The organism is Halosimplex amylolyticum (assembly GCF_051414035.1).
Taxonomy (GTDB): Archaea; Halobacteriota; Halobacteria; order Halobacteriales; family Haloarculaceae; genus Halosimplex; species Halosimplex amylolyticum.
This window is the reverse complement of the sequence record NZ_JBLKNW010000004.1, coordinates 56,656-81,170: the sequence shown is the minus strand read 5'-3', so window position 1 is coordinate 81,170 and position 24,515 is coordinate 56,656. Positions and strand designations below refer to the sequence as shown.

20 protein-coding genes are annotated in these 24,515 nt (G+C 70.0%); 12 read left to right on the top strand and 8 right to left on the bottom strand.

The genetic code is table 11. From position 1 onward, the window contains the following. The first annotated feature begins 6 nt into the window (after positions 1–6). On the top strand, positions 7–1,110 hold the full coding sequence (locus ACMGFE_RS17190) for a CPBP family intramembrane glutamic endopeptidase (RefSeq protein ID WP_436926464.1): 1,104 nt from the start codon (positions 7–9) through the stop codon (positions 1,108–1,110). A gap of 24 nt (positions 1,111–1,134) precedes the next feature. On the opposite strand, the gene ACMGFE_RS17185 is transcribed toward ACMGFE_RS17190, so the two are convergent. Genes ACMGFE_RS17185 through ACMGFE_RS17175 form a run of 3 tightly spaced genes read right to left on the bottom strand, consistent with a single transcriptional unit; the run spans position 1,135 to position 2,788 of the window. Continuing rightward, entirely contained in the window at positions 1,135–1,596 is a 462-nt protein-coding gene (locus ACMGFE_RS17185; RefSeq protein WP_436926463.1) for a methylated-DNA--[protein]-cysteine S-methyltransferase, read from the bottom strand. A gap of 40 nt (positions 1,597–1,636) precedes the next feature. After that, complete coding sequence (locus ACMGFE_RS17180; protein WP_436926462.1) at positions 1,637–2,275, bottom strand: NUDIX hydrolase; 639 nt, start codon at positions 2,273–2,275, stop codon at positions 1,637–1,639. A 54-nt stretch (positions 2,276–2,329) separates the two neighbouring features. Then, positions 2,330–2,788, bottom strand: a complete 459-nt coding sequence (locus ACMGFE_RS17175; protein WP_436926461.1) for a DUF7109 family protein — start codon at positions 2,786–2,788, stop codon at positions 2,330–2,332. A gap of 129 nt (positions 2,789–2,917) precedes the next feature. On the opposite strand from ACMGFE_RS17175, the gene trpC reads away from it, so the two are divergent. The 3 genes from trpC to trpA are packed head-to-tail and all read left to right on the top strand — an operon-like array spanning position 2,918 to position 5,995. Next, the gene (gene trpC / locus ACMGFE_RS17170; RefSeq protein WP_436926460.1) at positions 2,918–3,820 is read left to right on the top strand and encodes an indole-3-glycerol phosphate synthase; all 903 of its coding nucleotides are present in this window, start codon (positions 2,918–2,920) and stop codon (positions 3,818–3,820) included. A 13-nt stretch (positions 3,821–3,833) separates the two neighbouring features. After that, positions 3,834–5,093, top strand: a complete 1,260-nt coding sequence (gene trpB, locus ACMGFE_RS17165; RefSeq protein ID WP_436926459.1) for a tryptophan synthase subunit beta — start codon at positions 3,834–3,836, stop codon at positions 5,091–5,093. Then, on the top strand, positions 5,093–5,995 hold the full coding sequence (gene trpA / locus ACMGFE_RS17160) for a tryptophan synthase subunit alpha (RefSeq protein WP_436926458.1): 903 nt from the start codon (positions 5,093–5,095) through the stop codon (positions 5,993–5,995). The genes trpB and trpA overlap by 1 nt, the downstream gene beginning before the upstream one ends. Before the next feature lie 27 nt (positions 5,996–6,022). Here the strand turns inward: trpA and ACMGFE_RS17155 are convergent, their stop codons facing one another. Continuing rightward, positions 6,023–7,549 carry a hypothetical protein gene (locus tag ACMGFE_RS17155; RefSeq protein WP_436926457.1) on the bottom strand — a complete coding sequence of 509 codons (1,527 nt, stop codon included), beginning with the start codon at positions 7,547–7,549 and terminating at the stop codon, positions 6,023–6,025. A gap of 176 nt (positions 7,550–7,725) precedes the next feature. Between ACMGFE_RS17155 and ACMGFE_RS17150 the strand changes: the two genes are divergently transcribed. Beyond that, positions 7,726–8,532: a 2-amino-3,7-dideoxy-D-threo-hept-6-ulosonate synthase gene (locus ACMGFE_RS17150; RefSeq protein WP_436926456.1), complete on the top strand. Its 807-nt coding sequence runs from the start codon at positions 7,726–7,728 to the stop codon at positions 8,530–8,532. Positions 8,533–8,592: 60 nt separating this feature from the next. Here ACMGFE_RS17150 and ACMGFE_RS17145 read toward each other — a convergent pair whose 3' ends face one another. Together ACMGFE_RS17145 and ACMGFE_RS17140 are read right to left on the bottom strand one after the other, a co-directional pair. Next, positions 8,593–9,282: an HAD family hydrolase gene (locus ACMGFE_RS17145; RefSeq protein WP_436926455.1), complete on the bottom strand. Its 690-nt coding sequence runs from the start codon at positions 9,280–9,282 to the stop codon at positions 8,593–8,595. A gap of 66 nt (positions 9,283–9,348) precedes the next feature. Then, complete coding sequence (locus ACMGFE_RS17140; protein ID WP_436926454.1) at positions 9,349–9,531, bottom strand: DUF7836 family putative zinc-binding protein; 183 nt, start codon at positions 9,529–9,531, stop codon at positions 9,349–9,351. 123 nt (positions 9,532–9,654) lie between these two features. On the opposite strand from ACMGFE_RS17140, the gene ACMGFE_RS17135 reads away from it, so the two are divergent. Together ACMGFE_RS17135 and ACMGFE_RS17130 are read left to right on the top strand one after the other, a co-directional pair. Then, a complete protein-coding gene (locus ACMGFE_RS17135; RefSeq protein ID WP_436926453.1) occupies positions 9,655–10,452 on the top strand; it encodes an SDR family NAD(P)-dependent oxidoreductase in 798 nt (265 codons plus the stop codon). A gap of 151 nt (positions 10,453–10,603) precedes the next feature. Then, positions 10,604–10,867 (top strand): HalOD1 output domain-containing protein, encoded by a 264-nt coding sequence (locus ACMGFE_RS17130; RefSeq protein ID WP_436926452.1) that lies wholly within the window; start codon positions 10,604–10,606, stop codon positions 10,865–10,867. Between the two features lie 12 nt (positions 10,868–10,879). Here the strand turns inward: ACMGFE_RS17130 and ACMGFE_RS17125 are convergent, their stop codons facing one another. Together ACMGFE_RS17125 and ACMGFE_RS17120 are read right to left on the bottom strand one after the other, a co-directional pair. After that, positions 10,880–11,983, bottom strand: coding sequence for an SDR family oxidoreductase (locus ACMGFE_RS17125; RefSeq protein ID WP_436926451.1), 1,104 nt, complete (start codon positions 11,981–11,983; stop codon positions 10,880–10,882). A gap of 162 nt (positions 11,984–12,145) precedes the next feature. Next, positions 12,146–13,165: a carbohydrate kinase family protein gene (locus ACMGFE_RS17120; RefSeq protein WP_436926450.1), complete on the bottom strand. Its 1,020-nt coding sequence runs from the start codon at positions 13,163–13,165 to the stop codon at positions 12,146–12,148. A gap of 123 nt (positions 13,166–13,288) precedes the next feature. On the opposite strand from ACMGFE_RS17120, the gene ACMGFE_RS17115 reads away from it, so the two are divergent. The 5 genes from ACMGFE_RS17115 to gltB all read left to right on the top strand — a co-directional run bounded on the left by ACMGFE_RS17115 (position 13,289) and on the right by gltB (position 24,419). Next, positions 13,289–13,732 carry a GNAT family N-acetyltransferase gene (locus ACMGFE_RS17115; RefSeq protein ID WP_436926449.1) on the top strand — a complete coding sequence of 148 codons (444 nt, stop codon included), beginning with the start codon at positions 13,289–13,291 and terminating at the stop codon, positions 13,730–13,732. A gap of 328 nt (positions 13,733–14,060) precedes the next feature. Beyond that, positions 14,061–17,351 carry an isoleucine--tRNA ligase gene (ileS, locus tag ACMGFE_RS17110; RefSeq protein ID WP_436926448.1) on the top strand — a complete coding sequence of 1,097 codons (3,291 nt, stop codon included), beginning with the start codon at positions 14,061–14,063 and terminating at the stop codon, positions 17,349–17,351. A 449-nt stretch (positions 17,352–17,800) separates the two neighbouring features. After that, a complete protein-coding gene (locus ACMGFE_RS17105; RefSeq protein ID WP_436926447.1) occupies positions 17,801–19,057 on the top strand; it encodes a Glu/Leu/Phe/Val family dehydrogenase in 1,257 nt (418 codons plus the stop codon). A 169-nt stretch (positions 19,058–19,226) separates the two neighbouring features. Then, positions 19,227–19,634, top strand: a complete 408-nt coding sequence (locus ACMGFE_RS17100) for a CBS domain-containing protein (protein WP_436926446.1) — start codon at positions 19,227–19,229, stop codon at positions 19,632–19,634. 201 nt (positions 19,635–19,835) lie between these two features. Continuing rightward, positions 19,836–24,419, top strand: coding sequence for a glutamate synthase large subunit (gene gltB, locus ACMGFE_RS17095; protein ID WP_436926445.1), 4,584 nt, complete (start codon positions 19,836–19,838; stop codon positions 24,417–24,419). Positions 24,420–24,515 lie beyond the last annotated feature (96 nt).

Below are 24,515 nucleotides of genomic sequence, written 5' to 3'. Positions count from 1 at the left end.
CGAACTGTGACAGCCCGGCTCGCCGCCGCGCCCCCGCTCGTCCCCTCCCCGGAGACGGACCTGGTGGCGTTCGCCTGGCTCGTGGCGTTCGTCCTCGCCGGCTTCCTCGTCCTCGCGCGTCTCTCGCAGGGCGTCGTCGACGACGAGAGCGACCGCGACCAGCGTGCGGATCGCGACGAAGGCCACGGCCACGACGAGCGCGAGGGACGCAACGTGGGCTACGACGGGACTGGTCCGACCGCATCGAGGAGGGAGGACTTCCATTTCGATACCGCGCGCGATGCAGGGGACGAGACTGCCCGCGATGCCGACCAGCCGGACGTGGGCGAACCGGACGCCGGCGAGTCGTCACCGGTCGCGCACCCGCTGGCGCCCAGCGGAGCGGTCGGGCAGACATCGAGCGGGGACGACTACCCGAACGTGAGCCGAGACGACCACCCGACTCCGAGCCGGGACGACCGTCAGGTCGGCCCCCCTCCGGTCCCGCACACCGGTGAACCGCCCGCTCTGTCGCCGGGGCTGTTGCTCCTGAACGTCGCGCTCACGCAGGGACTGTTCGGGGCAATCCTCGCCGGCGGCGCGTGGTACTTCGGCGTGCCGCTCCCGACGCTGGGGATCAGCAGCGACGCGCTCTCGACCGGGCTCCCGGCGCTCGCGGTCGGCGTCGGCTTCGGCCTGGCGCTCTGGGTCGGGAACGAACTCGCCTCCGGACTGGCGGCCTCCTCGGGCGCCGACTACGACGAGGGCCTGCGCGAGATGCTCGCGCCGGACGGCCCCAGAGCCTGGGCGCTCCTGCTCGGCGCGACGCTGCCGGTCATCGCCGTCGTCGAGGAGTTCATCTTCCGGGCGGCGGTCGTCGGGGCGACGACGGAGGCGCTCGGCGCGTCGCCGTGGCTGCTCGCGGTCGTCTCCTCGGTCGCCTTCGCGCTCGGCCACGGCGCGCAGGGCCGGGTCGGCGTGGTCGTCACCGGCGCGCTCGGCTTCGCACTCGCCGCGGGATTCGTCCTGACGAACAGCCTGCTGGTCGTGATCGTCGCCCACTACCTCGTCAACGCGCTGGAGTTTTTCGTCCACGAGGGACTCGGACTGCCGGACCCGATCTGGTCGTGAGCGACTCGCCGCGAGCGTCGTCTGCTACAGGCCCTCGACCGAGCGCAGTCGCTGTTCGACTTCGGCGGGAGCGGCGCTGGGGCCGTCGCGGACGCGGTGGTCGGGGATGAGCAGCGGCGCGGGGTTGTCGGCGAGCGCGGTCCGGGCGGTCCGCACGTCCTCGTCGTCGTCCGGGTCCATGTCGGGCGTCATCCGGAGGAGTTGCGCGACGCCGACCTGCTCGCCGTACGGGATCTCCCGGACGGCTTCCAGGACGCCGCGCCGGTCGGTCGGGACGGTCAGTGCGACGGTCACGTCGGCGAAGTCGTCCTCGACGCCCGAGAGGTAGTCCTCGATCCGGTCGAGCAACTCGTGGTCGGCCGCGGCTTCGTCGTCGGGCGCGTTCGGGAACGTGACCGAGAGCACGCGGCCCTGCGCGGCGCCGAACTGGACGTACCGGTCGAGATACGTCGACTCGCGCGCGTAGATCCCCGCTTCGTCGTTCATACTACCCGTCCGTGCGGTCGACCCTTGAAGATTTGTCTCCTCAGCCCGGCAGGTCCGCGTCGGCGTCGACCGTGCGGTCGGGCTCGGGCGGGAGTTCCCAGTCGGTGGTCAGCTCCAGGAGCTGGACGAGCATGTTCGCGGTGGCGCCCCAGACGGTGTAGCCGTCGACGTGGAAGAAGTGCAGGCGGATCTCGCCGTAGTGGGGGTGGTCGCGGCGCTCGCTCTCGTAGTTGTCGAGGTCGGTGAGTCCGTCGACCGGGAGCACGGCCACCTCGGCGACCTCCGCGTCGCTGGGCCGGTACTCGCGGTCGACGACGCGGGCCACGAACGGCCGGACGAGGTAGTCGGTGATCGTCCGGATGTCGTCGAGTCGGCCGACGACGTCGACCTCCTCGGCGCGGAGGCCGACTTCCTCGTCGGCCTCGCGCAGCGCGGTCGCCAGCAGGTCGTCGTCGACCGGTTCGCGGCCGCCGCCGGGGAAGCTCATCTGGCCGGGGTGGTCGCTGAGGTGGTCGGCGCGCTTGGTGAACAGCACGTGTTCCGCGCCGTCGCGGGTGACGACGGGGGCGAGGATCGCGGCCTCGCGCTCCTCGCCGGTGAGCCGATCGCTTCCCGCGGTCCGCGACGCGCTCCCGGCCAGCTCGACGGGGTCGCGATCGCGCACCCGCGACAGGTCCATACGGCAACGAATGGGACGGGTGGTCTTAACTGACGGGATACCCTCGAAGGCAGCTCAGACGCCGTCGAGGCGCGCCCGGAGGCCCGCGGTGTCGACGGCGGCCCACGTCTCCAGGTCGTAGCAGACGTCGACGAGCGCGTCGGCGCGCTCGCTGTTCCCGCCCGCCGCGACGGCCTCGGTCTCGTCTGCGAGTCGCTCGCGCACCGCGGCGGCGACCGTCTCGCGCTCGACGGTCCGCTCCTCGACGTCCAGGATGTGCGGGAGGTCTTCGGCGTGTTCCGGGAGCGTCGGGAACGCGACCGGCCCGGCGACCAGCAGCGTCTCGCCCTCGTGCTCGACGGGGACGAGGTGATAGCTCTCGACGGTGTCCTCGACGGCGGCCGCGACGGCGTCGCTGTCGGGCTCCTCGCCGCGCTTGAACGCCAGTTCTTCGAGCGCGCGGTGGAGTTCCTCGCGGGTCAACCCCCCGAACAGGTCGACCACGCCGGCGAGTTCGTCGGCCAGCAGACTCATACCCGGTGCCACGACGCCGCCCCTTTTGAGCGTTCGGCTCCCCGCCGCCCTGCTCTCACGGACCGAATCGCCGGCCGCCGCCCCCGTGACGCAAGCCTTATGTACAACTCTGTCCGTTAGTGGACATCAATGAGTACTGATGAAGAGATCGCACCGAAGGTGCGGTCGATACTCGACGCGGCCAGGGAGCGCGCCGAGGCGCCCGGGGGCGCGGACGGCGAGCGGGTCGACGTGGACGCCCGGTCGCTGCCGGGGGCGTTCGAGCGCGCGGAGGCCGACGGGCGCGTCCCGGTGATAGCGGAGGTCAAACCGACGAGTCCGACGACGGAGGGCGAGCGCGACGACGACCCCGTCGAACTCGCGGAGTCGATGGTCGCCGGCGGGGCGGCCGCCCTCTCGGTGCTGACCGAACCCGAGCACTTCGGCGGGTCGACCGACGCGCTCGAACGGGTCCGCGCGGCCGTGGACGTGCCGGTGCTGCGCAAGGACTTCGTGGTCCGCGAGGCGCAACTCGACGCGGTCGAGTCGGACGTGGTCCTCTTGATCGTCCGCTTTCTGGACGAGGAAGGGACCGACGACCTGACGGACCTGCTGGAAGCGGCGCGCGACCGGGGGTTCCAGGTCCTCGTCGAGACCCACACCGCCGCGGAGGTCGAACGCGCGCTCGACGCGGGCGCCGAGATCGTCGGCGTGAACAACCGCGACCTCGCGGAACTGGAAGTCGACCTGGGGACGTTCGAGCGCGTGGCGCCGAAAGCGCGGCGGCTCGTCCGCCGCGGACAGTCGAGCGGTGAAACCGCGAGACAGGTGCCGGAAAACGTCACCCTCATTGCGGAGAGCGGCATAGCGACGAGGAACGACGCGCTGGCGATGCGCGAAGCGGGCGCCGACGCGCTCCTGATCGGGTCGGCGATCATGGACGCCGCGGGCGGCGGCGACGTGGAATCGAACACCCGCCGGTTCGCGACGGCGGAGGCGGACGCAGATGCGGAAACGGACGCGGGCGCGGCGGCACAGGGAGCCGACGAATGACGGAGACACACCAATGAGCACAGACGACGTGAAGTTCGGCGAGTACGGCGGACAGTTCGTGCCGGAGTCGCTGATGCCGGCCATCGAGGAGCTCACCGACGCCTACGAGCGCTACGTCCTCGACAACGAGGACGGCTTCGTGGACGAGTTCCGGCGGCGACTGGCCGACTTCGGCGGGCGGCCGCTCCCGCTCCAGCACGCGGAGTCGCTCTCGGCGCGCTACGACACCGAGGTGTACCTCAAGCGCGAGGACCTGCTCCACGGGGGCGCGCACAAACTCAACAACGCGCTCGGACAGGTCCTGCTCGCGAAGTACATGGGCAAAGAGCGCATCATCGCCGAGACCGGCGCCGGCCAGCACGGTACCGCGACGGCGATGGCCGCCGCGCATCTGGACATGCCCTGCGAGATCTACATGGGCGAGACCGACATCCGGCGCCAGCGGCCCAACGTCTTCCGGATGAAGATCAACGGGGCGGAGGTCAACCCCGTCACCACGGGCCGGGGAACGCTCAAGGAGGCCATCTCCGAGACGATGCGCGACTGGGCGACGACGGTCGAGAACACCCACTACGTCATCGGATCGGTGGTCGGCCCCGCGCCGTTCCCGCGGATGGTCCGGGACTTCCAGGCCGTCATCAGCGAGGAGGCCCGCGAGCAGGTCCGGGAGAAGGCGGGCCGCCTGCCCGACGCGGTCCTCGCGTGCGCCGGCGGCGGGTCGAACACGATGGGCGCGTTCCACCACTTCGTCGACGATTCGGACGTGGACCTCTACGCCGTCGAAGCGGGCGGCTCCTCGCTGGAGGTCGACGAGGAAGAGGGCGTCGCTCCCAACTCCGCCTCGCTGTCGACGGGCGAGGAGGGGGTCCTCCACGGCGCGCGCACGAAGCTCCTGCAGGACTCACACGGCCAGATCATGGAATCGCACTCCGTCTCGGCGGGACTGGACTACGCGGGCGTCGGGCCGGAACTGGCCCACCTCGTCGACGAGGGCCGCGTCGAGGCGGTCAACGTCGACGACGACGGCGCGCTCGAGGCGTTCCACCGGCTCTCGCAGGACGAGGGCATCATCCCGGCGCTGGAGTCCGCCCACGCGCTGGGCTACCTCGAAGAACACCATCACGAAGTCGGCGACCTCGTCGTTGTGAACGTCTCCGGCCGCGGCGACAAGGATCTGGAGACGGTGCTGGAGGAGACGGACAAGCGCGACCTGGACCTGGCGCCGGACATGTCGGTGCTTCGCGAGGCCGCCGGGAGCGGGGGTGACATCTGATGGGACTTGCGAGGGTCTTCGCCGACGAGCCGGCCTTCATCCCGTACGTCGCCGCGGGCGATCCGACCTACGAGGAGTCCCTGGAGTACGTCGAGGCCCTGGAGCGGGGCGGCGCCGACGTGATCGAACTCGGGCTGCCGTTCTCCGAGCCCATCGCGGAGGGGTCGACCATCCAGGAGGCCGTCGTCCGCTCGCTGGAGGCGGGGATGACCCCCGAGCGGTACTTCGAGTTCGTCGAGGACCTGGACGTGGACGTGCCGCTGGTCTGCATGACCTACTACAACCTGATCGCGCAGTACACCCATCCCGAGACGGGCGAGGCGCGAAGCGCCTCGGAAAACGCGAGCGGTGAAACCGCGAGAGAGGGCGAGCGCGGACCACGCGCGTTCGCCGAGCGGGCCGCGGAGGTCGGCATCGAGGGGTTCGTCGTCGTCGACCTGCCCGCCGAGGAGGCCGAGCCGCTGCGGGAGGCCTGCGACGAGTTCGGCCTCGATCTCGTGTTCATCATCGCGCCGACGACGAAGGGCGAGCGTCTCGAACAGATGCGCGAGCACGTCTCGGGCTACGTCTACGTCCAGGCTCGGCTGGGCGTGACCGGCGCGCGCGAAGACGTCTCCGACCAGACCGAGGAGTCGCTGGCCCGCGTCGACGACTGGGAGGTCCCCAAGGCCGTCGGCTTCGGGATCAAGACCGGCGAGCACGCAGAGCGCATCGTCTCGGCGGGCGCCGACGGGATCATCGTCGGCTCCGCGCTGGTGGACATCATCGCCGACGGCGCCGACTCCGACGTCGACCAGCCGTTCGCCGAGACCGCCCAGCGCCTCGAATCGAAGGCCCGCGAACTCAAGGAGGGCGCGCTGGCCGGTGGCCAAGCGCGAGCGGCCTCGGAGCAGTCGGACTGAGCGGTCCCGGACTCGTTCTCTTCGGTCTCAGCGCGCGCGGACGGCGTGGTCGAGCCCCCGCTCCGGCTCTCGTCGTTCGCGCCGCTGCAGTCGCCGGAGCGCACCGTACAGCGGGACTGCGGCGACGACGCTGAAGCCGGTCGCGATGGAGAAGAAGGCGACGCCCGCGCCGCGGACGGTCGCGAAGATCCCTCCTGCGCCGACGCCCGGTTCGGTGGGAGCGTCGCCGAGACCGAATCCGCCGAGGAGGGCGGCACCGAGCGGTCGGGCGTCCGGGCCGTACTGGTCGGCGACCGGTGCCGACCCGTTCACGTGGCGGTCGAGCCAGTCGTCGTGGGGCTCGCCGGTGACCTCGGCGACGGCCTGGGCGAAGACGGCGTAGGTGACGACCCCGTCGTGGCGGTTGAGCCGCCGGAAGACGTCGTCGAGCGAGCGGTGACCGTAGGTCCGCTCGCGGATGCGCCGGTCGAGGACCGCGAGCGCGCGCCCGCCCTTGCGCTGGGGGACGGTCTCGCCGGCCCAGCTGTCGGGGTCGGTGAGCGTCGCCGTCGAGGGGTCGCCGTCGAGGTGGCGCTCCATCGCGGCGCGGTCGACGAGCCCCTGCTCGCGGGCCAGGCTGGCGGCGTAGTACTCGGCGCTGGCCTCGCGGAACCACGCCATGTCGTCGGCGAGGACGAACGACTGGCGGGTGTGGACGTACTCGTGGAGCCAGACGGCCTCGGCGTCGTCGAGTCGGGAGCCCGCGTTGACCCAGAACTCGTCGCGGACGGGGACGGACTCGCCGCCCCAGCGGACCGACTCGGGCGCCGCGAAGGCGAGCACGTCGTCGCCGCGGTCGCCCACGTCGAGGTTGCGCTCGGCCTGCACGAGGGCGTCTGCGACGCGGTCGGCGCGCGCGTCGCTCATCACGCCCGACGGGACAACGAGGTCGATTCGTCCGTTCGGCGTCGTCCGGCGAGTCGTGTCGGACTCGCCGACGACGGCGTAGCGGTCGCCGAGAACGGCCGCGGTCCCCGCGTCGGGAGCGCGCCGCTCGGCCAGCGGCCAGGACCGCCCCACCGACCCGTCGGCCGCCCACTGCAGTTCGACGAAGGGGACCGGTCCGAACGCCCAGTCAGCGGTCGCGGCGCGCTCGTCCCCCGCCGTCGCAGCGTCGGGGACCGCGACGGTCAGCGCGATCTCCTCCGAGGACTCGCCGGTCCAGACGAGTCGCGTCGTCCCGTCGTCGGTCGTCCGGTCGAACCCCGGCGCCGACAGGACGGTCGCGGGACCGCGGAGGACGATCCAGAGCCGGTCCGAATCGGTCCGGTCGGTCACGCGGACGTCGTACGCAACCGCTCCCCCGGCGGTCCGCCGCACGGTGACCTCCGTCTCGGGTCCGGCCGCGTCGGACGCCGCCGATCCGGGTCGCTCGAGGGCCGGTGACGAGTCGGGGTTGAGCGGGAGCGCGTCGCCGTCGGCCGCCGTCGGAGCCGCCGTCCCGACCGGCGCGAGCGTCGCGGCCGCGACGAACACGCCGATCAGAAATATCGGAATCGATACGGCGGCCCTCATTGTCTATGTTCTCAACTCTCCCACGGATATCTGTACTTGTCACGTTCTCAAATTTGAAAACTATCGGGGTCTGACTGGTGGTGGCGGCGTCGAGGCGGTCGCGTCCGCGGGTCGCGTTCGCAATCCGGGCCGCAACCGGAAGGCAAATAACCGTACTTGCCACACCCTCACACAACATGACTGCAGGGAAAGACGCGCGTCTCGCCCGCATCGGGACAGGGGGGCGGTACCTCGTCGTCCCGATGGACCACGGGATCACGCTCGGAGCGGTGAAAGGCCTCGTCGACCTCGAATCGACGGTCGACGCGATCACGCGCGGCGGCGCCGACGCCGTCCTCACCCAGCGCGGCGTCGCCGGCCGCGTCCACCCGAACAAGAACGGCGCGGGCTACATCGTCCACCTCAACGGCTCGACGACGATCGGCCCCGACGAGAGCGACAAGCGGATGACCGGCACGGTCGAGGACGCCGTCCGCGCGGGCGCCGACGCGGTCTCCTTCCACATCAACGTCGGCAGCGAGCACGAGCCCGACCAGATCACCCAGCTCAACGAGGTCACGAGCCAGGCCGAGCGCTACGGCCTGCCCACGCTCGCGATGGCCTACGCCCGCGGCCACGACGTGCGCGACGACGACCCTGAGCTGTTCGCCGAGGACCTGAGCCACGCCGTCCGCCTCGCCGAGGAACTCGGCGCCGACGTAGTCAAGACCGCCTACAGCGGGACGGCCGACACGTTCGACCGCGTCGTCGAGGCCACCTCCCTCCCGGTCGTCATCGCCGGCGGGTCGAAAGGCACCGACCGCGAGACGCTCTCGATGGTCCGCGGGGCCGTCGACGCCGGCGCAGACGGCGTCTCGATGGGCCGCTCCATCTTCCAGCACGACGACCCCGAGGCGATCACCCGGGCCGTCTCCGCCGTCGTCCACGACGACGCCTCGGCCGACGAGGCCGCCGAACTCGCCGGGCTTCCCGCCGAGGCCTGAACGGAACTGCCGGTCTTTTCTCCCGAACGCCGACTCGACCCTTCGCGAGCGGTCGCTCGCTCAGAGCAGGCTCGACAGCGTCGCCATGGACTCCAGCCGGTGCGTCGGCGCCGGATCTGGGTCCGGGACGACCTCCTGGTGGTCCCGGTCCGGGGGGACCCACGCCGACTGCAGCCCGGCGGCGTGCGCGCCGACCACGTCGCAGCTGTGCGAATCTCCGACGTAGAGCGTCCGGTCGGGCGAGGCGTCGAGGGCGGCCAGCGCCCGTTCGAAGGGCGCGGGGTCGGGTTTGGGTTCGATCCCCGCCGCCGGGTCGCAGAAGACGGTCACGTCGAAGGCGTCGCCGATGCCCAGGCGTTCGAGCTTCGCCGTCTGGGTCTCTTCGGCGCCGTTGGTGATCAGGCCGACCTCGTAGCGCCCGGCGACGTGTTCGAGCGCCTCGCGGGCACCCTCGCGGAAGGTGACGGCCGTCTCGTCGACGACGTCGACCGTCGCCTCGGCCAGCGCCGGCGCGTGGGCGGGGTCGCCGCCCACGTCCTCGCAGACCGCGCGGTAGAGGTGCTCGTAGAACTCGCGGTCGGAGTGGGCGGTCGGGAGGTCGGCCGAGTCGACGGCCCGGACGTCGGCGATGGAGAAAAACGGGTCGACGTCGACGCGGTCGAACACGGCCCCGTGGACGTCCGCGTCAGTCTGTTCGCCGACGCAGAGCGTGGTGTCGAGGTCGAAACAGACGGCGTCGACGTCGCTCATGTCGACCAGCGAGCGCGCGAACAGACCTAAATCTTCCCACGTCGGGGTGGACGTCCCGGTCCGGCGCTACCGGTGGAACTCCCGGAGAATCTCGAAGTCGCGGGTCGTCTTCGTGAACTCGGCGACCCGCCGGCTGGTGTCGCAGTGGTTGCAGCCGAGCGTACCGTCGGGCTCGGGGAGGTCGGCGGGGTTGGCTTCCCACTGTTCGCCACAGTCCGGACACCGGAGCTGGATCCAGGCCTCCTGCATACTCGTCAGTGCGGTCGCATCCCGAAAGAGTGTTGCGGCGATTCCCGGGACCTGGCGGGCCACACCCCGACGCCGGCCACGACCGCCGGTGCCGTTTTGCCCCTCTCGGTCGACAGTGCTCCCATGGGAACTGCGAACTTCGATTTCGAGGGAGAGGTCGTGATCGTCACCGGCGGCAGTTCGGGTATCGGCCGAGCGACGGCGCTCGCGTTCGGCGACGCCGGGGCGACCGTGATCGTCGCCGACGTGCGTCCGGACCCGAAAGACCTCGACGCAGAGACGCCCACGCACGAACTCATCAGGGACTCGTGGGGGGAGGCACACTACGTCGAGACCGACGTGTCGGACGCCGCCGAGGTCGAGAGCGTGGTCGAGGCGGCCGGCGAGCACGGCGGCGTCGACGTGATGGTCAACAACGCCGGCCTGTTTCGCGGCGGGTCGATCACCGACCTCGACGTCGCGGATCTGGACGCGATGCTGGGCGTGAACGTCCGCGGCGTCCTCGTCGGCACGCAGGTCGCCGCGCGCGACATGATCGAGCGCGACGACCCCGGCGCCATCGTCAACACCGCGTCGATCAGCTCGTCGCTCGCCCAGTACGGACAGGTCGGGTACGACGCGACGAAAGGCGCCGTCCGGATGGTCACCCGCGGCGCGGCGCTGGACCTCGCCGAGACGGGGATCCGAGTGAACGCCGTCGCGCCCGGACAGATCGCGACGGAGTTCCTCGAGGGGTGGACCGAGGAGGCCAAACAGGCCGCCACCGGCGACGACGAGGAGGGGTTCCTCAAGGACGTCCCGATGGGTCGGGCGGGCGTCCCCGACGACGTGGCGCCCGCCGTCTGCTACCTCGCCAGCGACGCGGCGGGGTACACGACGGGCGAACTCCTGCACGTCGACGGCGGCTGGCAGGTCTGCTGAACGTCCCCTTCTCGGGGATCCGGAGGCGGAACTACGATCTAGCGTCGCATCGTTATCAGTTCGAACGTAATGCTGATCAGCTGAGGTGTTCCTGGTAAATAAGAAGCGCTCGAAATAAAATACAAGAGCGTTGATACGTATGGTCGTGGATATGGTCGGGACCGACGGTGGGGCCGTCACGGTGAGTCGAACGTACGATCCGGCGAACAGGAAGCCGAGCGTCGCCGTCCTCGGCGCGCTCGCGGACGTGAAGAACACGCACCCCGCGGCGCTCTCGCTGTCGTTACACGACTACGTCGACGCCGACTCGCTGGACCGGCTCCTCACCAGGAAGCGCGGGGCGACGGTCTCGTTCCCGATGGACGGCTACAGCGTCACCGTCACCCCCGACGAGGTAGTCCTCTCTGTCGCGTGAGCATCTGCTCGCTTAGCGCCGCTTCGCGAGGGGTCGCCGTGGGGTCCATCCGCTCTCGTCGCTCTCACCGGTCCCCCTGGACGACCGGGCGCGTTCGTCGTCCTCGCGAGCGGCGCGATAGAGGGCGTAACCGGCCGCCGCTACGACGCTGACGGCGCCGAGGGTCTTCCCGCTGACGCCGCTCGTCGCGAGTCGGGTGTAGAGGCTCCGTTTGGCGACGTACCCCTCGTGGTCGCCCCGCTCTTTCAGTTCCCCGCTCGGCCGGTCGAAGGCGTTCTCGGCGGGCGGGCGCGGCGGGCGGTCCCGCGTTTGCAGGCCGACGAAGAACTTCTCCATGATCCTGTCCAGCAGGCCCGGCGCGTAGTACTCCATCTGCGCCATGTTCTTCGCGGCGCCACCGACGTAGACGTCGCGTTCGGGGGTCTCGGCGGCGTGACAGATAGCGCGGGCGACGGTCTCTGGCGCGTAGATCGGCGGCGGGAGCGTCACCTGGCTGTCCGTGTAGTTCTTGGCGTGCTCGGGGTAGGGCGTGTCGATGGCGGCGGGCTTGACTAGCGTCACCGACACCGGCGCGTCCTCCGCTTCGAGTTCCATCCGCAGGACGTCGGTGAACCCCTTGACGGCGTGTTTCGAGGCGGTGTAGGCGCCCTGCAGGATCATCCCCCGCTCGGAGAGGACGCTGCCGACGTTGATTATCGCCCCGCCGCCGCGGTCTTTGAGGTGTTCGGCGGCGACGAGCGAGCCGTACAGCAGGCCCCAGACGTTGACCTCGAAGAGCTCGCGCATGTCCGAGACCGGCGTCTCGTCGAGCCTGCCGTAGATGAACTTCCCCGCGTTGTTGACCCAGGTGTCGAAGCCGCCGTAGGTGTCCTCGGCCACGGCGGCGATCTGCTCGACGTCGGCTCGGTCGCTCACGTCTGCGACGACGTAGACCGCGTCGCCGCCGTCGTCGGCGATCTCGTGGGTCAACTCGTCGAGCGCGTCCTCGCTCCGGGCGGCGACGACGAGCGAGGCGCCGCGGTCGGCGGCCATCCGCGCGGTCGCCAGCCCGTTGCCCGACGTCGCTCCGGTGATGACCATCACCTGCTCGTCGAGCGGTTTCAGGTCGGGCGTCACCGCGACCGCCCCGCGGCTCCGTTCGGTTCCCGGGCGGTCGGCGGACGAGACGTGGCGCGATCCGGTGCGGCGGCGGGAGAACGAGGTCGAACCATCTGTGTCAGCAGGTAACGAGCCAGCGCGGGTTGATGCCCCTGCCTGAATACGCGCGTGGGGTCGGACTCACTCGCGCTCGCGGAGGAACGTCGCCAGTTCCTCCCCCGTGCCGGACTCGCCGGTAGCGATGTACCGGGAGGCGCAGGCGTTGCCGAGCAGGAGTGCATCTTCCCAGTCCCACTCGCGCGCGAGGGCGTGGGCAAGGCCGGCGTCGAAGCGGTCGCCGCCGCCGGTGTGTCGGACGGGGTCGACGGCGACGTTCTCGACGCGGACCCGTCCCTCCGGCGTGGCCGCGACGGCGGCGTCGGCCTCGTGAACGACGACCGCGGCGAGGTCGGCGGCCTCCCGGAGGAACGCCGTCGCCGAACCGAGACCGTCTGGACCGCTCTCGTCCGCGATGCCGTCGGCCAGTGCCCGGGCCTCCCCGCCGTTGACGGCCAGCACAACGTCGTAGGCGTCGCCCAGTTCGGCCAGCGCGTCGACGAGCCGGTCCATCGCGGCGGGAGAGCGGGCGGACAGGCTCCCGGGATCGAACAGGAAGTGATTCCCGTCGAGGTCGTTCCCCGCGAGTTCCGACAGGGCTTCCGGGGTGGCGTCGAACGTCGTCCAGTTCGTCCAGAAGACCACGTCGGCGGACAGGAGCGAGTCGAAGCGGTCGCCGGCGACCGCTCTGAGGTCGTCGAGCGACCACTCGGCGACGTCGTCGGACGGGTCGGCCAGCAACACGTCGCCGTCGTCGAAGCCGTAGACGCCGACCTCCGAGGGGACGCCCATCGACAGCGTCTCGAAGGGAAGCGCGTCGAAGACGGGGTCGTCCAGGTGGCCGACGAGCGTCACGTCGTCGCCCAGCAGGTCCGCCTGTTCGGCCGTGTTGACAGCGTGGCCGCCGGGTTCGACCGACGTGCGGCGGAGGCTAAACGCGGGCGAGTGACCCGACGCGACCGCCTCGCCGAACGTCTCGCGGTGGCGCACCCGACGCTCGCCGTCGAGCACCTCGTAGAAGCGGTCGACGCTCCCGTCGGGTAGCGCGGTCACGGTCGCGCTCTCGCCGTCGGCTTCGAGCCGCCTCGCGAGCGAATCGCCCATGTTCCAGAAAGGGACCCACGCCGGAAAAGCGGCCTGCGGACGAGTTCAGTGGCTCGCCCGCCGGCCGGGAATCCGTCACACACCGGAGACACGCTTTTCTCGTTGCCGTCGCTCCCCACGCGCATGTCCGTCACCGTCGAGCGGTCGCTCGGACCAGCGGCGACGCCGGAACTGATCGACCTCTACGAGACCTACGGGTGGTGGGCCGACCGCGAGGAGGCACCGCTCCGTCGCGCGCTCGCGGCAACCGACGAGGTAGTCGCGCTCAGGGACGAGGAGACCGGCGACCTCGTCGCCGCCGCGCGGGTGCTGACCGACTACACGTACTACGCGATGGTCTACGACGTGATCGTCCGCGCCGGTCGCCGCGGTGAGGGCCTCGGCGAGGAACTGCTGGCCGCGCTGGTGACCCACCCGCCGCTCTCGGACGTGGACCTCTCGCTGCTCGCCCGCGAGGGACTCGTCCCGTTCTACGAGGCGTGCGGATTCGAGGCGATCGGCGCCGTCGACCGCCCGGACGGTGAGCCCGAGACGCTCCGGCCGCTGGCGTATCGTCGGGAGGAGTGACGGCCCGTCGCTCGAACGCAGTCCGCGACCCGCGCCGAAAACGATTTATCGACCGAGACGAATTACTCCGGTAATGACGCGGCACGTCGTGCCCGCGGCGACGATCATCATTGCCCCGTCAGGGGCATAGTACCAACATTCTCGGGGCACGACGGTTCGGTCGAGTTCGACAGCGCCGCCCGTCTCGTCCGGCGCGTCCGTCCCTCGTCACGGGCCCGCTCGTGCCGTGAGTCCCGAACTACCGACGGCGATTCACCGGCCAGCGTTCGATCCGCCGTGAGTCGTCGCGCACCGCCCGCCGATCGACACGACGAGACGCATCTGAACGATGCCAGAACGACTCCCGGACCACTACGACCCGAACGCGGTCGAACAGCACGTCAAAGACCACTGGAACGACCCAGACGCCTTCCCCGGCGTCGACGCGCCGGCGGCGACCAGCCACGCCTACGAATACGCCAAACAGCGGGCGGCCGAGGCCGAGGGCGAGGACTTCTACTTCCTCGACGGGCCGCCGTTCACGAGCGGGCGGATGCACGTCGGCAACGCCTGGGGGAAGATCCTCAAGGACGCCTTGCTGCGCTACCATCGGATGTGCGGCCGGGACGTCCGCCCCCGCCCGGGCTACGACACGCACGGGCTCCCCGTCGAGGTGAACGTCGAGCAGGCCCACGAGTTCGAGACGAAGCAGGCCGTCGAGGCCTACGGCGTCGACCGCTTCGTCGACGAGTGCCGCGAGTTCGTCGAGGACCAGCGCGCGGTGATGGACGAGGAGTTCCGCGACCTCGCGGTGTGGATGGACTGGGACGACGTCTACCAGACGATGGACCCCGAGTACGTCGACGCCGTCTGGGACGCCTTCGCTGCGCTCTACGACCGGGGCCTGGTCGAACGGGGCCACCAGGTCGTCAACACTTGTCCGCGCTGCGAGACGGCCGTCTCCGACTCGCGACTGGAGTACGAGGACCGGACGGTCGCGGCTGCCTACGTCGGCTTCCCGCTCGCCGACGGAGAGGGAACGCTCGTCGCCTGGACGACGACGCCCTGGACCGTCGTCGGCAACCAGTTCGTCGCCGTCGACGCCGAGGGGGAGTACGCCGTGGTCGATGTCGCCGACGGCGCGCTCGACGCGGGCGTCGCGGCCGACGGTCCGCTCTACGTCGCCGCCGAGCGCGTCCCCGCAGTGATGGACGCACTGGGCGTCGCCGCGGACGACTACGCGGTCACCGAGACAGTCCCCGGATCGGACCTCGTCGGCCTGACTTACGAGCACCCGCTCGCCGACCGGCTGCCGGACCATCCGACACCGCGAGGGACAGTCGTTCACGCCGACTACGTCGAGACCGGCGGCGACGGCACCGGGCTCGTCCACAGCGCTCCTGGGTTCGGTCACGAAGACTTCGAGCGCGCACGCGAGCTGCAGGCCGACGGCGACCTCGACCTGCCGACGTACTCGCCCGTCGATCTCGCCGGACGGTTCACCGAACAAGCGGGGCCGTTCGCCGGCCAGCGCGTTCACGGCGAGGGCCGCGAGGCCGTCGTGGACGCGCTCCGCGATGCCGGGGCGCTCCTCGCCACGGAGCAGTTCGCCCACGAGTACCCGCAGTGCCCGCGGTGTGACACCGACGTCGTCTTCCGCGCCGCCGAGCAGTGGCTCGTCCGCGTGACGGAGCTGAAAGACGACCTGCTGGACGCCGTCGGCGAGACGACGTGGTACCCTGCCGAGGCGCGGGACGGCCGCTTCCGCAACACCGTCGAGAACGCGCCGGACTGGAACGTCTCCCGCCAGCGCTACTGGGGGAGTCCGCTCCCCGTCTGGCACTGCGGCGACTGCGACCGGGACGTGGTCGTCTCATCGCGGGCGGACCTGGCCGAGCGCGCCGACCTCGACGACGTTCCGGAGGACCCGCACCGCCCGGTCGTCGACGAGGTGACCGTGCCGTGCCTGGACTGCGGGGCGGACGCCACGCGCGTGGCGGACGTGCTCGACGTGTGGTTCGACTCCGCCGTCGCGTCGTGGGCGAGTCTCCGCGAGCGACCGAGTCGGAATCCGCGCCCCGACGAGTGGCCCGCCGACCTCGTCGTCGAGGGCAACGACCAGACGCGGGGCTGGTTCCTGATGCAGTTGTACCTGGGCGTCGCCTTCGCGGGGCGCGCGCCCTACGAGGAGGTGCTGATGCACGGCTGGGCGCTACTCGACGGCGAACCCATGTCGAAGTCGCGGGGGCACGTCCTGCGACCGCCGGAGGTCGCCGAGGCCCACGGCCGCGACGCGCTGCGGGCGCACCTCCTCGGCCACGAACAGCAGGGTCAGGACGTGACGATGACCTCCGACATGGAGGGCGTCGAGACGACGCGCGACCGCTTCGACGTGGTGTGGAACGTCGCCCGGTTCGCCGCGATGTTCATGGCCGAGGACGACTACGAACCGACGCTCGCCCCGACGGCGGCCGCCGCCGACCGGACTGTCCTCGACGAGTGGGTCCTCGCGCGCCTGCGCGAGGTGACCGAGACGGCGACGGAGGCCTTCGAGCATCGCGAACCGAACGTCGCGCTCGACGCGACGCTCGAGTTTCTCGTCGAGGACGTCTCGCGGTACTACGTCCAGACCGTCAGAGACCGCGTGTGGACGCCGGCGTCGACCGCGGACAAGCGAGCGGCGTACGACGCGCTCGGGACGGTCCTCGCCGCCTCCGTCCGCTTGCTCGCGCCGTTCGCGCCCCATCTCGCCGAGCGGCTCTACCACGCCCTCGACGGGCCGGCGGACGCCGGCGAACCGACGGTTCACGCCACCGGCTGGCCCGAGGCGGACGCGCTGGGGCTCCCGTCTCGGCCGGACCTGGTCGGACACGTCGACGCGCTCCGGGAGGCCGAGGGAGCGGTCGCGGTCGCCCGCCAGGAGATGGGCCGCAAGCATCGCTGGCCGGTCGCGGAGGTGGTCGTCGAGACGACCGACGAGGCGGTGGCAGAAGCAGTCGAGACCCACCGCGACCTGCTGGCCGGGCGGTGTAACGCCGAGACGGTCACACTCACCGACCGATATCCCGCTCGCGAGCGCGTGGTCGTCCCCGAGATGGACGCGCTCGGACCGCGGTTCCGGGAAGACGCGTCGGCCGTCGCCGAGGCCGTCGAGGGGCGCTCGGCCGGGGCGTTGCCGCTCTCGGTCACCGTCGAGGGGCGGGAGTACGAGGTCACCGCGGACGTGGTCTCCGTGGTCGAGCGCGTCCCCGACGGGGTGTCCCGCGTGCCCTTCGACGGCGGGACCGTCTACGTCGACGAGTCGCTCTCCGAGCGGTTGCGCCGGTCGGGACTCGCTCGCGACGTGACCAGGCGCGCCCAGGAGATGCGTGCGGAACTGGCCCTCGACGTGGACGAGCGGGTCCGGCTGTCGGTCGTCACCGACGACGCGGAGGTCCAGGCGGCCGTCACCGACCACGCCGACGACCTGCGCGCCGCCGTCCGGGTCGACGCCCTCGCCGTCGCGGGGGCGGCGACCGGCACGGACGACGAGTACGAACTCACGCGTGACTGGACGGTCGCCGGGTCGCGGGTGACGCTCGGGATGGAACCGGCCACGGTCTCGTCCGTCGATACGACGCGAGCCGGGTCGGAAGGATAGGAGGACGGGATGTCCACTGCGAGGCGGGAACGGGAGCGTGTGACCGTGCGCCGCCCCGGCATCTTCGAATCACGCGCCGTCGGGTATAAAGGGCCGTCAGACTTCGGGCTGACAACCGGCAGACGCGGCCCGATTTCGGCCCGAACTCCGGCCGGCTTCCCCGGGCCGGTCCTCGCTCCGGCGACCCGCCGCATCGCCCGTCCGTAGCGTACCACTCGCCGTGACCGTGACGTCCTGCGACGCACCACTCCACCGCACTGGACCGGCAGACTGCACCGCACGCTCGTCCGCCCAGGGTCGCCCGTGTCTCCGGTGTGCCGACGGCACTTTATGTGGTTATATACCTATTATTCTCTGAATCTCCTTCCTGTATAATAATTTCACAGATGTGCCCCCGTTTCCTGGACGAATTCGGTTTATTTTTATCAGAAGTATACGACCGTCCATACATGGGATCCGACGTAAACCCCTTCGAGAGCCTACAGGAACAGATCGACGAGGCCGCGGAGTACCTCGACGTCGACGAGGGCATGCTGGAGCGGCTGAAAAACCCCGAGCGGATCCTGGAGACGAACCTCTCGGTCGAGATGGACGACGGCTCGATCGAGGTCTTCCGCGCGTTCCGCTCGCAGTTCAACGGCGACCGCGGCCCCTACAAGGGCGGCATCCGCTACCACCCGCAGGTCTCCCGTGACGAGGTCAAGGCGCTGTCCGGCTGGATGGTCTACAAGACGGCGACCGTCGGCATCCCGCTGGGTGGCGGGAAGGGCGGCATCGTCATCGACCCCGACGACTACTCCGAGGACGAACTCGAACGCATCACGCGCGCCTTCGCGAAGGAACTGACGCCGATCATCGGCGAGGACCGCGACGTGCCCGCGCCGGACGTCAACACCGGCCAGCGCGAGATGAACTGGATCAAGGACACCTACGAGACACTGGAGAACACGACCGAGCCGGGCGTCATCACCGGCAAGGACATCTCCAGCGGCGGGTCGGCCGGCCGCGTCGAGGCGACCGGTCGCTCGACGGTCATCGCCGCCCGCGAGGCCTTCGACTACCTCGACAAGGAGGTCGAAGGCGCCACCGTCGCCGTGCAGGGCTACGGCAACGCCGGCTGGATCTCCGCGAAGCTCATCGACGAGATGGGCGCGAACGTCGTCGCCGTCTCCGACTCCAGCGGCGGCGTCTACAGCGAGGACGGCCTCGACCCCGTCGCCGCCAAGGACCACAAGCGCGAGACCGGCAGCGTCGTCGGCTTCGTCGGCGGCGACGAGGAGGTCACCAACGACGAACTCCTCCAGCTCGACGTCGATCTCCTGATCCCGGCCGCGCTCGAGAACGCCATCACCGAGGACATCGCAGAAGGCGTCCAGGCCGACGTCATCTCCGAGGCCGCCAACGGCCCGATCACGCCCGACGGCGACGACGTGCTCGAGGACAAGGACGTCATCATCGTGCCGGACATCCTCGCCAACGCCGGCGGTGTCACCGTCTCGTACTTCGAGTGGGTTCAAAATCGCCAGCGCTTCTACTGGGACGAGGAGACCGTCAACGAGCGCCTCGAAGACATCACCGTCGAGGAGTTCTGGAACCTCGTCGACGCCTACGAGGAACACGACCTGCCGAGCCTCCGCGTCGGCGCCTACGTCGTCGCGATCCAGCGCGTCCTCGACGCCGCCGAACAGGCCGGCACCTGGCCCTGAACCCCGGTCCGACGCGACCCCGCTTTCGTCCTGATCTGCGCGTTCGTACTTGCCGCCGTTCGCTCGGCTCGCCTCGTTCCGCCGCGTGACGTGTGTGATTTTTCAATCCTACATACTCCTTATACGGATACTAAGATTTATGTCGGTGTGGGCCGCGCCATCGTGTACCATGGATGACGTACTCGTGGGGAGCCTCATGTCGTCGCCAGTGAGAACGGTCACGCCAGCGGTCGACGTCCGAACGGCCGCACAGCAGATGACCGACCACGGCATCAGTTCGGTCGTCGTGGTCGACGGCGACAACAGGCTCGAGGGGATTCTCACGTCGACGGACTACGTCCGCATCGCCGCCGACGGAGCGGACGTCACCGAGACGACCGCGGAGGCGTACATGACGACGGACGTCGTGTCCACGTCGGTCAACGAACCGGTCCACGAAGTGGCGGAGACGATGATGGCCCGGGGCGTCCACCACGTGCCCGTCGCCGACGAGGACGAAGGCGTCGTCGGAATGATCACGACGAAGGACTTCGCCGCGTACCTCTCGGAGGCGCGGGCGCCGAGCCCGCCCGCGTGAGCGGCGCCGCCTCTCCGTGGCCGCGACGAACTCGTCCCACTCCCATCCCGACGCCACGGCGAAATCTCCTCCTCGAAGGCTGAATGTCACGATTATCCACATCCATCGAAGGATATTAATATTCCTAAGATTGGGTATAATGTACATATAGTCTATCAGGCCAAGGGTTTTAGTGCGGGATCTGGAAGCAGGCTAACACCGATGACTACCTTCTCTCGTGACGACGGGGACCACCGGCTGGCGGACCCGGCCGACGCGCGGTCCAACTGCGGCGTCGGGGTCGTGATGGACCTCGACGGCGACGGTGGGCACTGGGTCCTCTCCGACGGACTGGAGCTACTGGAGAACCTCGAACACCGCGGTACGACGGGCGCCGAGGAGTCGACCGGCGACGGCGCGGGCGTGATGATCCAGACCCCCCACGACTTCTTCGCCGACGAAGTCGACGCCGACCTCACGCCCGGCGAGTACGCGGTCGGCACGCTCTTTCTCCCGAACGACGACGCCGCGGCGCGCGAGGACCTGACGGACGTCGTCGAGACGACGTTCGACGACGAGGGGCTCGACGTGGTGGCCTGGCGGACCGTCCCGACGGACAACGCGGACCTCGGACAGACGGCACTGGACGCCGAACCGGAGGTCGTGCAGGTGTTCGTCGAGTCCGCCGAGGGGCTGACGGGCGATGCGTTCGACCGGCAGCTGTACGTCGCTCGCCGAGTGCTGGAGACCCGCGTCGACGAGACCGAGCCCGCGGGCCACGAGCGCTTCTACGTCGTCTCGCTCGATACCGACACGGTCGTCTACAAGGGGCTGCTCAAGGGCGAACAGGTCGCCGACTACTACCCGGACCTCGCCGACGAGCGCGTCGACACCACCTTCGCGATGGTCCACGCCCGGTTCTCGACGAACACGCTCGGCGCGTGGCACCTCGCCCACCCCTACCGCGGGATCATCCACAACGGCGAGTTCAACACGATCCAGGGCAACATCAACTGGATGCGCGCGCGGGAGACGGACCTCGACTCCGACGCGTTCGAGGACAGCGGGGTGCGAAGCACCTCGGCGGGAGACGGCGATGAGCCGTCGACCATCGACAAACTCAAGCCGATCATCGACGACCCCGAGCAGTCGGACACCGCGAGCGTCGACAACGCGCTCGAACTGCTGCTGCTCGAAGGCCGGGACCTGCCCCACGCGCTCCGGATGCTCATCCCCGAGGCGTGGCGCGGCGAGGCCAACGACGTGACCGGCGACCGCCGCGACTGGTACGACTACCACGCCTCGCTCGTCGAGCCGTGGGACGGTCCCGCGCTCGTGGCCGCCACCGACGGCGACCGCGTCGGCGCCGTCCTCGACCGCAACGGCCTGCGACCCTGCCGCTACGACGTGCTGACCGACAACACGCTCGTGATGGCGAGCGAAGCGGGCGCGCTCGACACCGACCCCGCCGACATCGAGGAACGCGGCCGCCTCCAGCCCGGGCAACTGTTCCTCGCCGACCCCGAGGAGGGCCGAGTCGTCCCCGACGACGAGGTGTTCGAGGGGCTCACGGACGAGCGGTACGGCGAGTGGGTCGCCGAGAACCAGGTGGAACTGGCCGACATCAACCCCGAGGACGACAACCTCCCCGCCCACGACTTCGACGAACTGCGGGCCTACCAGGCCCAGTACGGCTACACCTACGACGAGGTCGACCACCTCATCGAGCCGATGGCCGAGAAGGGCAAGGACCCCGTCGGATCGATGGGCGACGACACGCCGCTCTCGGTCCTCTCGCAGTTCAACCGCCCCCTGTTCACCTACTTCAAGCAGCTGTTCGCACAGGTGACCAACCCGCCGCTGGACTACATCCGCGAGGAACTGGTCACCTCCCTGGAGTCGCGGCTGGGCTACCAGCGCAACCTGCTGGACGAGTCGCCCGTGCACGCCCGCCAGCTGGTCGTCGATTCGCCCGTGCTCACCGACCAGCAGACCCAGGCCATCCGCGACCTGGACGAGAACGGCATGTCGTCGGTCGTCGTCGACATCAGCTACGACCCCGACGAAGTGGGCCTCCGCGAGGCCGTCGAGGAAGCCCGCGAGGAGGCTTCCGACGCCGCGACGGAACACGACATCATCGTCCTCTCGGACCGCGAGGCGGGCGCGGACCGCGTCGCCATCCCGAGCCTGCTGGCCGTGGGCGGTATCCACCACCACCTCGTCCGCAACGGGCTGCGCAACCACGTCGGGCTCGTCGTCGAGTCGGGTGACCCGCGGACCGTCCACCACGTGGCGACGCTGGTCGGCTACGGCGCGGGCGCGGTCAACCCCTACCTCGCCTACCAGACCATCGAGGACCTGGTCGCCGGTCCCGACGGCGCGGAGCTGTCGAAGGCCATCGACGCCTACGTCAACGCGCTGGAGGACGGCCTCCTGAAGACGATGGCGAAGATGGGCATCTCGACCGTCGAGAGCTACCAGGGCGCCCAGATCTTCGAGGCCGTCGGCCTCGCCTCGGACTTCGTCGAGGAGTACTTCGAGGGCACCGCCAACCGGACCGAAGGGATCGGTCTCGAAGAGATTGAGGAGGACCTGCTCGACCGCCACGAGGTCGCCTGGGGCGACGAGCCCGACCTCGAACGGCAGGGCGAGTTCGAGAACCGCTCGGGCGGCATCCACCACCAGTGGAACCCATCGACGGTCGGGACGGTCCAGCAGGCCGTCCGCACCGGCGACTACGAGCGCTACAAGGAGTTCGCGGCCGAGATCAACGAGCAGAACGAACAGCTCCAGACCCTGCGCGGGCTGCTCGAGTTCGACTCCGACCGCGACCCGGTCCCCATCGAGGAGGTCGAACCGGTCGAGGAGATCGTCACGCGCTTCGAGACGGCCGCGATGAGCCTGGGGAGCCTCTCCCCGGAGATGCACGAGAACAACGCCATCGCGATGAACAGGCTAGACGCCCACGCCAACACCGGCGAGGGCGGCGAACCGCCCGAGCGCTTCGGCACCGAGAAGAACTGCAAGACCAAGCAGGTCGCCTCGGGCCGCTTCGGCGTCACCAGCCACTACCTCTCGGAGGCCGACGAACTCCAGATCAAGATGGCCCAGGGCTCCAAGCCCGGCGAGGGCGGGCACCTCCCCGGCAAGAAGGTCAACGAGATGATCGCCCAGATCCGCTACGCGACGCCCGGGGTCGGCCTCATCTCGCCGCCGCCGCTGCACGACATCTACTCCATCGAGGACCTGAAACAGCTGATCCACGACCTCAAGGCGAGCAATCCGGACGCCGACGTGAACGTCAAGCTCGTCGCCGAGGACGGCATCGGCACCATCGCGGCCGGCGTCGCGAAGGCCAACGCGGACAAGGTCCACATCTCCGGCCACGACGGCGGGACCGGCGCGTCGCCCAAGACCTCGATCAAGAACGCGGGGCTCCCGTGGGAACTCGGCCTCGCCGAGGCCAACCAGATGCTCCGCGCGACGGGCCTGCGCTCGCGCATCGAGGTCACCACCGACGGCGGGATGAAGACGGGTCGCGACGTGGCCGTCGCCACCCTGCTCGGCGCCGAGGGCTACGCTTTCGGGACCGCGTCGATGGTCACCTCGGGCTGCGTGATGGCCCGACAGTGCCACGAGAACACCTGCCCGGTCGGCGTCGCCACGCAGAACGAGAAACTCCGCGACCGCTTCCCGGGCGAGCCCCAGCACGTCATCAACTACATGACGTTCGTCGCGCAGGAACTGCGCGAGATCATGGCCGAACTCGGCTTCACGAGCGTCGACGAGATGGTCGGCCGCCCCGACGTGCTCGCCCAGCGGACCGACGTCAGCCAGCCGAAGGCGAAGAAGGTCGACCTCTCGGGCGTCATCGCCGAGCCCGCGGGCGACGACGACCGCTACAAGACCCGCGAGCAAACCCACGACGTCGCCGACGCGCTCGACTGGGACCTGATCGACGCGGCCGAATCCGCCCTCGAATCCGGCGAGCCGGTCGCGATGGCGGCTGACGTCGACAACGTCCACCGCGCCGTCGGCGCGACGCTCTCGAACGAGGTCTCCGCGCGCTACGGCGGCGAGGGGCTGCCCGACGACACCATCGACGTGCGCCTGGAGGGGACCGCCGGCCAGTCCTTCGGCGCGTTCCTCCAGCAGGGGATCACGATGGATCTCGTCGGCACGGCGAACGACTACGTCGGCAAGGGCCTCTCCGGCGGGAAGCTCCTCGTCCGGACGCCAGAGAACGCCAACTACGCGGCCGAGGAGAACGTCGTCATCGGCAACGTCGCCCTCTACGGCGCGACCCAGGGCGAGGCCTACGTCAACGGCGTCGCCGGCGAGCGCTTCGCCGTCCGCAACTCGGGCGTCAAGGGCTGCGTCGAGGGCGTCGGCGACCACGGCTGCGAGTACATGACCGGAGGCGCCATCGTCGTCCTCGGCGAGACGGGCAAGAACTTCGCGGCCGGCATGTCCGGCGGCGTCGCCTACGTCTACGACCCCGACGGCCAGTTCGCACGGAAGGCCAACACGGGGATGGTCTCGATCGATCCGACGCTGGACGAACTCGACCGCGAGATGATCACCCGTCTGGTCGAGAACCACGCCGAGTACACCGACTCCGACCGCGCCGCCGAGCTGCTCGCCGACTGGGACGCGGCACTCGCGAACTTCACGAAGGTCTTGCCCGACGCGTACGCCGAGATCATCGAGGAGCGCGAGAGCGCCGACGTGCGCACAGACCTGCCCGACCCCGCTGCCCCCGCTTCCGAGACCGGCGTCCCCAGCCACGGACAGGCCGACGACTGACTACCCCGGCTGGGATTCGAGCGGCGCGCCACGCTGCGGGCTGAACCCGCTCGTACTTCCGATCTACCTACGGACTGTTCGTACGACAATCGCGAG